Origin of the sequence: Pedobacter sp. KACC 23697 (assembly GCF_045348445.1) — a bacterium.
GTDB lineage: Bacteria > Bacteroidota > Bacteroidia > Sphingobacteriales > Sphingobacteriaceae > Pedobacter.
In genome coordinates this window covers 3,159,989-3,172,753 of record NZ_CP157485.1, presented here as the reverse complement: position 1 = coordinate 3,172,753, position 12,765 = coordinate 3,159,989, and the positions used below count along the sequence as shown (strand labels likewise).

Annotated in this window: 14 protein-coding genes; 2 read left to right on the top strand and 12 right to left on the bottom strand. The window is 38.3% G+C overall.

Features of this window, described 5'->3' with window-relative positions; translation table 11 throughout:
- Nucleotides 1-78: 78 nt before the first annotated feature.
- From ABEG20_RS12650 to carA, 6 genes are all read right to left on the bottom strand, one after another.
- Nucleotides 79-762, bottom strand: a complete 684-nt coding sequence (locus ABEG20_RS12650) for an XAC2610-related protein (RefSeq protein WP_406823698.1) — start codon at nucleotides 760-762, stop codon at nucleotides 79-81.
- Between the two features lie 55 nt (nucleotides 763-817).
- Nucleotides 818-1,774 (bottom strand): Fic family protein, encoded by a 957-nt coding sequence (locus tag ABEG20_RS12645; protein ID WP_406823697.1) that lies wholly within the window; start codon nucleotides 1,772-1,774, stop codon nucleotides 818-820.
- A gap of 115 nt (nucleotides 1,775-1,889) precedes the next feature.
- Nucleotides 1,890-3,011, bottom strand: a complete 1,122-nt coding sequence (locus ABEG20_RS12640; protein ID WP_406823696.1) for an ABC transporter permease — start codon at nucleotides 3,009-3,011, stop codon at nucleotides 1,890-1,892.
- A 78-nt stretch (nucleotides 3,012-3,089) separates the two neighbouring features.
- Nucleotides 3,090-3,854 (bottom strand): ABC transporter ATP-binding protein, encoded by a 765-nt coding sequence (locus ABEG20_RS12635; RefSeq protein ID WP_406823695.1) that lies wholly within the window; start codon nucleotides 3,852-3,854, stop codon nucleotides 3,090-3,092.
- Nucleotides 3,855-3,950: 96 nt separating this feature from the next.
- The gene (locus ABEG20_RS12630) at nucleotides 3,951-4,811 is read right to left on the bottom strand and encodes a hypothetical protein (protein WP_406823694.1); all 861 of its coding nucleotides are present in this window, start codon (nucleotides 4,809-4,811) and stop codon (nucleotides 3,951-3,953) included.
- A 75-nt stretch (nucleotides 4,812-4,886) separates the two neighbouring features.
- Nucleotides 4,887-5,999, bottom strand: coding sequence for a glutamine-hydrolyzing carbamoyl-phosphate synthase small subunit (gene carA / locus ABEG20_RS12625; RefSeq protein WP_406823693.1), 1,113 nt, complete (start codon nucleotides 5,997-5,999; stop codon nucleotides 4,887-4,889).
- A gap of 278 nt (nucleotides 6,000-6,277) precedes the next feature.
- On the opposite strand from carA, the gene panB reads away from it, so the two are divergent.
- Together panB and ABEG20_RS12615 are read left to right on the top strand one after the other, a co-directional pair.
- Nucleotides 6,278-7,093: a 3-methyl-2-oxobutanoate hydroxymethyltransferase gene (panB, locus tag ABEG20_RS12620; protein ID WP_406823692.1), complete on the top strand. Its 816-nt coding sequence runs from the start codon at nucleotides 6,278-6,280 to the stop codon at nucleotides 7,091-7,093.
- A gap of 157 nt (nucleotides 7,094-7,250) precedes the next feature.
- Complete coding sequence (locus ABEG20_RS12615; RefSeq protein ID WP_406823691.1) at nucleotides 7,251-7,937, top strand: RluA family pseudouridine synthase; 687 nt, start codon at nucleotides 7,251-7,253, stop codon at nucleotides 7,935-7,937.
- Between the two features lie 147 nt (nucleotides 7,938-8,084).
- Here ABEG20_RS12615 and ABEG20_RS12610 read toward each other — a convergent pair whose 3' ends face one another.
- From ABEG20_RS12610 to ABEG20_RS12585, 6 genes are all read right to left on the bottom strand, one after another.
- Nucleotides 8,085-8,360, bottom strand: a complete 276-nt coding sequence (locus ABEG20_RS12610; protein WP_406823690.1) for a hypothetical protein — start codon at nucleotides 8,358-8,360, stop codon at nucleotides 8,085-8,087.
- A complete protein-coding gene (locus ABEG20_RS12605) occupies nucleotides 8,347-8,622 on the bottom strand; it encodes a hypothetical protein (RefSeq protein WP_406823690.1) in 276 nt (91 codons plus the stop codon). The genes ABEG20_RS12610 and ABEG20_RS12605 overlap by 14 nt, the downstream gene beginning before the upstream one ends.
- Nucleotides 8,609-9,073, bottom strand: coding sequence for a hypothetical protein (locus ABEG20_RS12600; RefSeq protein WP_406823689.1), 465 nt, complete (start codon nucleotides 9,071-9,073; stop codon nucleotides 8,609-8,611). Before ABEG20_RS12600 ends, ABEG20_RS12605 begins: the two co-directional genes overlap by 14 nt.
- A gap of 170 nt (nucleotides 9,074-9,243) precedes the next feature.
- Nucleotides 9,244-10,554 (bottom strand): sensor histidine kinase, encoded by a 1,311-nt coding sequence (locus ABEG20_RS12595; RefSeq protein ID WP_406823688.1) that lies wholly within the window; start codon nucleotides 10,552-10,554, stop codon nucleotides 9,244-9,246.
- Nucleotides 10,555-10,835: 281 nt separating this feature from the next.
- Nucleotides 10,836-11,513, bottom strand: a complete 678-nt coding sequence (locus tag ABEG20_RS12590) for a response regulator transcription factor (RefSeq protein ID WP_406823687.1) — start codon at nucleotides 11,511-11,513, stop codon at nucleotides 10,836-10,838.
- 57 nt (nucleotides 11,514-11,570) lie between these two features.
- On the bottom strand, nucleotides 11,571-12,761 hold the full coding sequence (locus ABEG20_RS12585) for an aspartate aminotransferase family protein (RefSeq protein WP_406823686.1): 1,191 nt from the start codon (nucleotides 12,759-12,761) through the stop codon (nucleotides 11,571-11,573).
- Between the last annotated feature and the right edge of the window lie 4 nt (nucleotides 12,762-12,765).

Here is a 12,765-nt window from a genome sequence, read left to right as displayed (position 1 = left end):
GTCTTCATCTATATCAGGTGCATTGCGGAGTGGAGAGATCTATTAAGATCAAATTAAAACGAGATCAATCAAGTCGATTTATTGATTAGAATAATCTTTCATTTTAAATTTCTGGACCGTTCTTTTTACCTTGCCGTCAACAATTTTTTGGGTTATCACAGTAACTATATCAGCAATGCTCGAATCTTCAATGACCGATGAATCTTCGTACGGCACATTTTTAGCATCGAATTTATAATTGATGGTTTTATCAAAACAACAACCTTCTTTTTGATGGATAGCAATTTGCTTTGTTTTTTTATCAATATCAAACATGCCCAGGTTCTCGCTGGCCAGTTTAGTAAGCTCTTCGCTCTTTAAAAATTTATTTTCTTTTGACGATAAATAAATATCGTATGACGGGCTAGAATAGGCGCCATTGTTACCGTTGCGAATGGCGAAATCTTCAAAGCCGTCAAAATTAAAATCACCAAAAATTAAAGGGGTTTGATATTTGCCGAGTTCCAGCCATCCTAGTTTGGCATTTTGAGATTCGGTTAGGCCAAAATCCAGGTCTTCTGAATGAAAAGTGTCTATTTCTCTGTCCGTAATCTTATCGTAAACAATAACGGTGGCTTTACCGCTACAAGCATTTCCTGCACATTTATCAACAAAAATTTTGGCCTTGTATTGGTTGGAACTGTTGTTTGCCAGGAACTTAAACTGTGCTTGCGAAGCAGTGGCCATAAGTAAAATACCGAAAAAGATGATCAAACTTTTCATTAACTATTTTTATGTAAAATTAAGCCAATATCACTTATCAAAAAGTTAAAAAAGGTTAACGTTTTCTCTTGCGTGTTTTGATATAGCTTTGTACTGCAGCTTTGGTGGTGAGCCAATCTCTGCCCTCTTTATAGGCATCTATTTTGCCTTGCCTGGCCAATAGGCTTATATACTCCTGGCCATATGGAACATCAGGTTCTGAAACGATTTGTGATATGGGTTCGTAATCTCCATAGTGGTTTCCTGGCAATGCATTTAAATAGATATTTAAGGAGCGTTCTAAGGCTTGTAGCATCAATAAACAAAGTTTATGGTAATTGCCCTTATTAGCCTGGTTAAGTGCTTCGTAGTATTTCTTTCTGTCGTTTTTAAGGATGATGGCTGGAGGAAAGCCATTTCTCATGAGTAGTAAATTCATGGCAAGCCTCACCGTACGCCCGTTCCCATCAAAAAAAGGATGGATCCAAACGAGTTTATGGTGGAAAATAGTAGACAATACAATATCATTTAATCCCAGTGGATTATCGTTAATAAAAGTGATCAATTGATCTAATAAATCAGAAACCTTATTGGCACTGGGTGGTGTAAAGTTTGCACCCACAATGCGTACACCACCATTTCTTAAACGGCCGGCATAATCATCCTCAATACTTCTGAGTACCAGGCCATGAAGCGATAATATGTCAATGCTTCTGAGTGTATAATTTTTATTAACCAAAGTATACAGGTAATCGATAGCCTTTTCGTGGTTATAGGCTTCGAAATGTTCCCGTAACGATTTGCCTTTAACCGTCATACCCTCCTGTAAAACCATTTGGGTTTCTTTCAGACTTAAAGTATTTCCCTCTATACTATTCGAATTATATGTCCACTCGAGGGTAAGGTCTTCTCTGATGCGGTGCAGGGCGCTATTAGGCAAAGGCCTTGAAGTTGCTAACCTGGCCTTTTTTTCGTATAACCTTTCTATTTGAGGTAATAGCTCTTCTAAATCAATTAAATCAAAATCCCACATACCCAAAGATATTAATTATCGGATGATTAAAAAAATAAACTTATCCGATATTAAAATTTTTTCTCCAAAAAAAATGATAACTTGATGTTATCATTTTAAAATGCTTTGAGTTATCTTATTCCCACTTAAATACTTTTACCGCTACTGCGTAAATGCCGATACCCCAGAGCAATAGAATCATGATCTGAAATTTAACGTCCCATAAGCCTAAGCCTTCAAAAGCTACTTTGCGCATGGCGTCATTTAAATAGGTAAGGGGTAAGGCCCGGCTAATCGGTTGTAACCAACCTGGAAAAGCCTCGATAGAAAAGAATGTTCCCGATAATAAAAACTGTGGCAGGGTAATAATATTCGATATTGGAGGTACCATGCTTTCACTTTTGGCAATACCAGAAATAATAAAGCCAAAACCCATAAACACAATGACACCAAGAGTGGCCAGTATAAGCATGTTGACGACCGTGAGTGCACCATGTACGAGTGTAAAGCCAAAAAAGAAATGGCCAATTAAAATGATAAATAAAGCACCGATTAAGGCAAAGCCGATACGGGCAATCCCTTCGCCGATAACGATGCTCGATCGCCTCACAGGAGTAGCAAAAAAACGTTTGATGACCAGGGTTTGGCGCAGACTTAGGAATACGAATGCTGTTCCGAAAACGCCCGTGCTTAATAGCGAAAAGCCCAATTGACCAGGAAGAATAAAATCAATGGTTTTATACTCACGGCCTGTAATGGTGCTTTCCTTAATTTCTGCAACGGTGGGTTTCAAGGTTTTATCATAAAAGATATTGTTTAAAACTGATTTTAGAATCCCGCCTTTATCTCTCGAAGCCGAAGTATAAACCACATTAACCGAATAGGCGGCGGTATTTACTTTTCTATGTACATCAATCATCGCATCAACATTCCCTTTTTCCAGTAATTTATCAAATTCGGCTTTTGATTTATCTTTTACCAAACGGATCATACCCGTTTTTTCGAGCATACCCATTACCGGGTTATTTAAATCAGAACCTGGTGTAACCCCAACATCAATACGGGTTCCGCCGCCACCCAAAAATCCAAAAACGAGGATAAATATCAGGGGGAAAGCAAGGGTGAAAACCACTGCCGATGGACTCCGCATAATAGAACGGAAACTTGCTTTGGCGAGTGCCAGGGTTGCTTTGGCATTACTATAGCCTCCGGCCTTTGAAGGGGAATTTAGATTTTTTTCTTGTATATCTTTTTGCATATTGGTTCTGCTGGATTTTATTTTAAAAATATATGAAGCACATTAGGTTTCAAGTGCTTCTTTTTGGGGGTAGGGAGCTTATTCGCGCCATTCCTGACCTGTAAGATTAATGAAAACATCTTCCAGGTTGGCCTTTTTAACTTCTTTTTTACGCTCAAAACCACTGTTTACCAATTGGTCTATTAAGTTGTCAGGTGTATCCAACGCAATAATCTGTCCGCGTTCTACAAAAGCAACGCGGTCGCAAAGCTGTTCAGCCTCATCCATGTAGTGTGTGGTAATCACAACCGTAGTGCCTGCATTTCGGATTTCTGTAATCAGATCCCAAAGATTCCTGCGGGCCTGTGGATCCAGGCCTGTTGTAGGCTCATCCAAAAAAATAATCTTTGGCTGGTTAATGAGGGTAGTGGCTATAGAAAAACGCTGTTTTTGGCCGCCTGATAGTGCTTTATATTTAGCTTTGGCTTTATCCTGAAGATTTACTTTCTCCAGCATCTCCATCGGTTTGATGTTGGCGCCATATAAACCGGCAAAAAGTTCAATCAGTTCGATCAGGTTTAAATTTGGATAATAACCGGCTGCCTGTAGCTGTACGCCAATAATCTGTTTAATATCCTGTGACTGTTTATCAACAGAAAAACCATTTACAATAATTTCACCTGAAGTTTTAGGTCTTAATGTTTCGATAATTTCGAGGGTAGTGGTCTTTCCAGCACCATTAGGACCGAGCAGACCGAAAATTTCATGCTCGTATACTTCAAAACTAAGCCCTTGAACGGCTACAAAATCATCATATTTTTTTACCAGGTCTTTAACGCTGATAATGGCTTTTTTTGTTTCCATGTTGCGAATGTAAGGAGCTTTAAATGAATAGGGAATGAATTTTTGAATACAGATGCGAAAATGTCGGTAAAATGATGTTTAGGGTAGGTGAAACCATCAATTCATGTTTTTCCTGGTTAAAATGAGGACGTCCCGGTCTATCGAATCTATTTTATAATTGTTCTTTGCCTGACTAAAAGCCTCGTCAAAAACAATTTTATCTTTAGAAAAAGTAAATGTTCCCTTAGTTTGGATACTATTGTTTGGAATGACGTAAGATTGCCTGTAAGTACGGTTGTATTCCATCCTGTGTTTCCATGGGTTTTGATACTCCAGCACCTTTTTCCCGGTATAAGTGCCGTTAGGCTTAAGCGATACAAAATAGGTGGTTTTTAGATTGTAAGATTCTGCGCTCCAAACGCTATCAGGTTTCTTGGTTGAATTAAATTTGTAGATTAATCCATACTGGATCTTTTCTACAAAATTTTTATTGTTTGTTATCGTGTTATGAAGCCTGAAGTTGGCGTTGGTACCATATAATGTATCCAGGTTTTGGTTTGCGGTAAATTTCCATTTTGTATAGATATAATCTGCTGGTTTTATTACTTCATTTATCCTTTTCAGGTATACGGTATCTATTGTGATTGATGCACCTTTGCCTTGTCCGCCACCAAAACGGTTAAAGCCTTCTATATTATAGCTTAAATAGCCATCTTTTTTAATGTTTTCAGAAAAATGAAGCGGCGGGGCTTCCATCATAAATATTTCAGGAAAGAAAAATTTATTGTACCTGATTTCTTTGAGGTAAAATTTACCATTTGCGCCGGTAACGGTTTCGCCAACATGGCAACCTGCAATGGGTTTGTTCTCATAATCTAATATAGTGCCTGATATGGCTGGCCTTGCCAGCCTGGAGATGCAGGAGCTAAACAGACAGATAAGAATAACAACAAATATTACGGAGCGTTTTTTAAACATATTCTAATTTAAATAAAAAAACACTGCCAATAGAAATGAGCAGTGTTTTAATGCTTTAATAGAAAAACTAATTGTTTACCAGGTCAATTCACCCTTCATTACATCAACAAAATCATCGAACAGGTAACGTGAATCGTGTGGGCCTGGAGAAGATTCCGGGTGATATTGAACCGAGAATGCTTTTTTACCTTTAACACGGATCCCCTCAATTGATTTATCATTTAAGTTAACGTGTGTAATTTCTACTTTATCTGAGTTTCGAACCTCATCAGGTATTACACCAAAACCATGGTTCTGTGAGGTGACCTCGCAGTGGTTTTTGATAATATTCTTAACCGGGTGGTTTAATCCACGGTGACCGTTAAACATCTTCATGGTTCCGATACCATTAGCTTCGGCCAATAATTGGTGACCTAAGCAAATCCCGAATAATGGTTTGTCAACCGATAAAATTTCTTTGATCGTTTCTACTGCATAAGGCATTACGGAAGGATCGCCAGGACCGTTTGAAATAAAATAGCCATCAGGGCTAAATTTTTCCATTTCGGCAAAAGTGGTTTTAGCCGGGAAAACCTGAACATAAATATCGCGGTTTTCAAAGCTGCGCAAAATGTTTTTCTTAATACCCAAGTCAAGGGCTGCCACTTTTAAGCTTGCTTCAGGGTTGCCGTAAAAATAGGGTTCGCTGGTACTTACTTGAGAAGAAAGCTCTAAACCTTCCATTGAGGGTACCTCGGCCAGTTTTTGTTTTAATTCATCAAGATCGGTAATTTCAGAAGAAATAATCGCATTCATAGCGCCTTTATCTCTGATATGGCGCACCAGTGCACGTGTATCTATATCTGCAATAGCAACCAGGTTATCATTCTGGAAATAATCCTGAATAGATTCTGTTGCTTCTTTACGACTATAAACGATGTTGTAATTTTTGCACACTAAGCCAGCAATTTTGATTGAACCAGATTCAATTTCATCTTTATGGATACCATAATTACCGATATGTGCATTGGTGGTAACCATTATCTGTCCAAAATAACTTGGATCTGTGAAAATTTCCTGGTAACCTGTCATCCCGGTATTAAAACAAATTTCGCCAGTGGTGGTTCCAATTTTTCCGGCTGCTTTGCCGTAAAAAACCGTGCCGTCGGCCAGTAATAAAATCGCAGGTAACTTGGTGTAGTTAGTCATGGTAATTACAATATGGATTTTGATTTAAAAAAGAGTTGAAAAAACAATGGCTTTCGGCATTAAAGCCGTATTTGCAGGGGGCAAAAAAAGATGAATATATCCCTTCCATTTCGGGGTACAAAGATAGCGTTTAAGATTTGTAATGTAAAGAGAAAAGTGAAATAAGGTTGGAGGTTGAGTGTATATGGTATCAGGTTGATTGGCCCTAAACCTTAAACCTTTTACCTTATGCCTTTTTAAAGAAAAAACAATACTTTTGGCAACACAAAATAAATTCCATGTCGGTACATAAAGAAATCAAACGCATCACCACGCACATTTTACAGGAAATGAAACAGCGTGGTGAAAAAATATCGATGTTGACCGCCTACGATTATTCGATGGCAACCATTCTCGATGATGCAGGATTGGACGTTTTATTGGTTGGCGATTCCGCTTCGAATGTAATGGCTGGTCATGAAACAACTTTGCCCATCACCCTTGATCAGATGATTTACCATGCTGCATCTGTAATCAGAGCGGTTAAACGCGCATTTGTTGTAGTCGATCTGCCTTTCGGTTCCTATCAGGGAAATTCGAAGGAAGCTTTGAATTCGGCGATCAGGATTATGAAGGAATCAGGTGCTCATGGTGTTAAACTGGAAGGCGGAGAAGAAATTATCGAATCTGTTCAGCGTATTATTACGGCAGGAATTCCTGTAATGGGGCACTTGGGTTTAACTCCTCAGTCTATTTATAAATTTGGAACCTATACCGTTCGTGCAAAGGAAGAAGAAGAGGCAAATAAGTTAAAAACCGATGTTTTGGCTTTACAGGCTGCGGGTTGTTTTGCTATTGTATTGGAAAAAATTCCTGCTGTACTAGGTAAAGAAGTGACAGAAAGCCTACATATTCCAACTATTGGCATTGGCGCCGGACCAGACTGTGATGGACAGGTTTTGGTGGTAAATGATATGATCGGTTTAACCAAAGGATTTAAGCCGCGCTTTTTACGCCAATATATTAACCTTTACGATGAAATTTTGGGTGCAGCACAATCGTATATCCGTGATGTAAAGGGAAATGATTTCCCGAACGAAAAAGAACAGTATTAAGTTGGAGTTGGGCGTTTTGAGTTTGGCGTTTCTTAAGGCGCAGATAACCGTCCAACCTTTAATAATTAAGCAGCTAACCGATTAACCAATACACTTTCGCATTACAAGATTTGCATTATCAAATGAACTAATGACGGATGAACCAATGAACTAACTGATGCCCATTACTGATAACGACATCCTTTTTGAAGATAATCATTTAATCGCCATTAATAAAAGGGCAGGTGATATTGTACAGGTTGATGAAACTGGTGATGAGCCATTGGATGAACAGGTAAAAAAGTATATTGCTAAAAAATACAATAAACCCAATGGTGCTTTCTTAGGGGTGGTACATCGTTTAGATCGCCCGGTGAGCGGTGTAATTTTGTTTGCTAAAACAAGTAAGGCTTTGGAACGCATGAACGCCGTTTTCAAAAACAGGGAGGTAAAGAAAACCTATTGGGCTGTGGTGAAGAACAAGCCAGAGAAAGAGTCAGCCACATTAATACATTGGCTGGTTAAAAATCCACAGAAAAATGTAGTTTCTTATTATCATACTGAAGTTACAGGTAGTCAGCGTGCAGAACTTTCTTATAAGGTAAAGGCTAAGGTAGGTGATTATTATCTTTTGGAAGTTGATCCGTTAACAGGCCGCTCACACCAGATCAGGGTTCAGCTCTCCTCAATGGGTTGCCCGATTATGGGCGACAATAAATATGGTTATCCGCGGGGGAGCAGAAAAGGAAGTATTTGCCTGCATGCCCGTCGGTTACAATTTATGCACCCGGTAAAAAAGGAACCTGTAAATATCTTCGCCAAATTACCTGTTGATGGGTTTTGGGAAAGATTTGAGGATTTATAAATCAATGCTCGGGATAAACAAAAGTAATCACTGCCCGGAATATTTATGTGAATTGCGAGCCAAATGCAACGAAGTAGAAAAATCTATGGTACTAGACAACAGATTTCTCCACTTCCGCCGACGATTATGGATGAAGATGACGAATTATTATTTACAATCAATTTTTTCGAAAGTCATCGATCCATCAAACTTTAGTTTGCTCAGGTCTTTAAATTTGCTTTCGCCATTTATTTCCTGTACGTCACCAAACCCTTCTGCCAGCTGATTACCCTTTTTCAAAAAGGCCACCTCTCTTACTGATGTTTTGCCTTCAGATTGAAAAGTGTAGTTAGCAATTATGGTATCACCTTTAACCATCCCGGCTATAGTGCCTGCATTTTTATCGATTATGGATGAAGATGACGAATTATTATTTACAATCAATTTTTTCGAAAGTCATCGATCCATCAAACTTTAGTTTGCTCAGGTCTTTAAATTTGCTTTCGCCATTTATTTCCTGTACGTCACCAAACCCTTCTGCCAGCTGATTACCCTTTTTCAAAAAGGCCACCTCTCTTACTGATGTTTTGCCTTCAGATTGAAAAGTGTAGTTAGCAATTATGGTATCACCTTTAACCATCCCGGCTATAGTGCCTGCATTTTTATCGATTATGGATGAAGATGACGAATTATTATTTACAATCAATTTTTTCGAAAGTCATCGATCCATCAAACTTTAGTTTGCTCAGGTCTTTAAATTTGCTTTCGCCATTTATTTCCTGTACGTCACCAAACCCTTCTGCCAGCTGATTACCCTTTTTCAAAAAGGCCACCTCTCTTACTGATGTTTTGCCTTCAGATTGAAAAGTGTAGTTAGCAATTATGGTATCACCTTTAACCATCCCGGCTATAGTGCCTGCATTTTTATCTTTTTCGTATAAGTTATAGCCTAAAGTGCCTGTTACTTTGTTATTCTCACTTTTTAGCGAAAGAGTAGCCGTATCGCGGTTTTTAATGTATTGATAACATTGAACCGAATCTGGTGCGCTTTCGGCGTTGGTTACAATGGTAGAGTCTATTTTGGCCTGCGTTTTTTTAGCGGTACCGCCCTGGCATGCAGCTAATAATAAAGTGGCAAGGCCTAATACTGGGAACATGTTTTTCATTTTGTTATCGGATTGATTTTTATTTTTAAGCAAAGCCCCTGCCAAAAATTCTTGCGCTGATTCCGACCTTCAAATCAAAATCCAGACTTTTATAGTATAGATGATTCTTGAAACAGGTAGGCATAAACTTTTTTATAGTGTTGATACCGTAACAGAGAGTTCTATATCGTAAAAGATAAGGAAATGCGGGTGCCTTTTTGTTCTTCAGATTTTATATCAACCTCTATTTTGTGGAACCGGGCAATACTTTGCACAATGGCAAGGCCCAAACCAAAGCCATTTTCTTCTGAATTCCCTCTTTTAAAACGATCGAAAGCATTTTCAACCAATGCGGCGCTCATGCCCGTTCCGGTATCGCTGATGGTGAGGATGTATTTTTCACTTTCGGTTTTGTCAGTTATGGTAATAGTTCCGCTACCAACATTGTATTTAATTGCATTGTTGATGACGTTGATCAATAGCGTATGGATCAGTGCTTTGTTCCCGGTAAAATGGAAGTCTTTTGAAAGCTGGGCACTATAATTAATATTTTTATCCGCTATCCGGTCTTCCAGATCTTCATATATATCATCGATTTCTTGTTTAAGGCTAATTTCTTCTGTTTTTAGGTACTGATTATTTTCAACTTTCGAAATGAGCAACAAACTATTGATAATCAACTTTAAGCGGTTCAGCGTTTTTAATGAGGCATAGATCTTATTTTCATGCTCAACAGGAATGTCTGGTGTATTGAGCATATTTTCAAATCGTGTACTTAAAATCGAAATAGGGGTAAGCAGCTCATGCGAAACGTTAGCAATAAACTGCTTTTCTAAAGCGAAAAGCGTATTTATCTTACGCATTAACGAGTTGATGCTATTATCAAGAATTTTAAAATCACTCGTGCTGGTGGGGATGTTCTGGTAATTATAATGAGTAGGATCATCAACCAGGTTAATCTTTTTATCAATAATGCGGTAAAATGGTCTCAGTAAAAAATTAGAGAACGTATAATCGGCCACGAGGGTAATGAACAATGCAGCAACAAGTACAATCAGCATATAAAAACGGATCGAATTTTTAATAGACTGAAGTGTTGTCATGGTTTCTCCGATCTCCAGGTTGTACCAGTTTTTATGATAAGAGAATTTATAGTTTAAGATGCGATATACTTCAATATCACCCTCAATCTCCCTTTTTTCAGTAAATACCTTTGCAGTAGAATCTTTTTGATTGTCGGGAAGGACTGTTAATACAATAAATTCTTCTTTCAGAATATTATAGTCGGTAAAAGATTGTTCTTTATTTAAAAGGCTATCGATCTCATTATCATCTAAATGTTTGATGATTTTATTCTTCTTTTTAATCAAACGGTTATCCAGCTGGTTATAAGCCAATCTATCTAATGAAAATAGGATGATGGCGCCTAATACCAGTATGATGGCCACTTTGGTTACTGCATTATATAAAGAAAACTTAACCTGTAACTTCATTAAGATGGATGATGTTTGATGTATGATGGATGAAGGTTTAGTTATTTTTGGGTTAATTGTTTAATTGACGCTCAGCACTAACCACAAAATGTGCTCAAACTGAAGTTATGGTTCATGGTTTTATAGTTAATGGTTCATAGTTAAAAAGCATCCGTTTATAAAAAAATAATTACTGAAATTATTCTCCATTAATTATTATTGGCTGTTTGGCTATCGTTTATCAGCTATTAAACGATCAACATCATAATCTTCCGACCTCAGATCCCTTGACTTCCGGACTTTTAGCAATTAATCCTATACCCTATACTTCTTACGGTTTCAAACCAATCTATTGGTGTAACGCCGGCGAGTTTTTTTCGCAGGTTTTTAACATGTACATCTACAAAGTTTGAATCAGAATTAACTTCTAAAATATCACCCCAAACGTGCTCGGTTAAACTCATTCTAGACACCACACGGTTTTTATTCAACACCAGGTAGTTAAATATCTCGAACTCCTTTTTAGTCAGGTTTAATCTTTCATCGCCAAAAGAAACAGTTCTGTTCTGGATATTGAGTAAGAAATGGTGAACATTGACCTCATTTTTTTCTAACTTATGTTTTCTACGCGTAATGGCATGCATACGCGCCAAAAGTTCATTTAGTGAAAATGGTTTTGGTAAATAATCATCTGCTCCTTCATCAAGACCTTTAATCCGGTCATCAACGGCACTACGGGCGGTTAAAATGATTACGGCATCATCGCGGTCTTTCATGGCTTTCAGCTGTTTCAAAATCTCGAAACCATCGCCGTCAGGCAACCCCAGATCTAATAAAATGAAATCGTAATTATTTACAAATATCTTTTCTTCAGCAGAAGATTTTTTCCAGGCATGCTCTACAATAAATCCTTCTTTACTCAGGAATTCATCCATTTCAAGCGCCAGGCTTTTTTCATCTTCAACGATTAATACATTCATTCCAGCTAACTTTATTTTAATTTTTTACCGCCATGCTTTGCGCTCAGCGCTACGTGTTTACCCTGCAACTAAGTTAATGTTTTTTAATATCGTCTTGCAAGCTTCTTTAATTTCTTCTTTCGTTATAATTAATGGAGGAGCTATCCGCATAGAATTGCTGCAATGTAAAAACCAGTCTGATAATACGCCATCTAAAATGCAGGCATCAATAATTTTCTTGTTGACCCCGAAATTTTCAAACTCCACGGCAAGCATTAAACCTTTGCCCCTGATTTCTTTAATTGCAGGATGTTTTAAAAGCTGTTTAAACAACCGGCCTTTTTCTTCTACTTCATCAACAATATGATCGTCTACCAAGGTGCGTAAAGTAGCTAATCCGGCAGCGCAGCAAACAGGATGACCTCCAAAGGTAGTCATATGGCCTAAGATCGGCGTATGCGACAATACTGACATGATCTCTAACGAACTGATAAAAGCCCCGATTGGCATTCCGCCGCCAATTCCTTTTGCCAGTAGCAATACATCTGGTACAACCTGGTAATGTTCAAAAGCAAACATTTTGCCACTGCGGCCAAAGCCCGATTGTATTTCGTCGAAAATTAATAAGGTACCTGTTTCATTACATTTTGCTCTTAAAGCCTGCATATAACTTAAATCGGCAACCCTTATCCCAGCTTCACCTTGTATAGGCTCAATAAAAACAGCTGCGATGTCTGAAGTGATTTTTTCGAGATCATTTAGGTTATTATGCTCAATAAAACTTACATGAGGTAAAAAGGGACCGTAACCGGCAGAATAAAAATCACTTTCCATTAAACTTTCAGCACCCTGCGTACTACCGTGATAGGCATTTTTACAGGCAATAAATCCTTTGCGGCCGGTATAACGTTTGGCCAGTTTCATGGCACCTTCTACGGCTTCAGTTCCGGAGTTTAGAAAGTAGGTACAGCTTAAGCTTTCCGGTAAAATTTCGGCCAGGGCTTTGGCAAAATTGACCTGCGGTGTTTGAACATATTCGCCATAAACCATCAGGTGCATATAGGTTTCTGCCTGGTCCTGAATGGCTTTTACTACTGCGGGATGGCAATGGCCAACATTACTTACACCGATACCGGCAATAAGATCAATGTGCTTTTTATTTTGCGCATCATAAATATAGATCCCTTTTGCCCTTACAAATTCGAGCATCAGGGGTTCCGGAGAGGTTTGTGCATTATGTTGTAAAAACAACTGACGTTGAGTAAGCATGGCA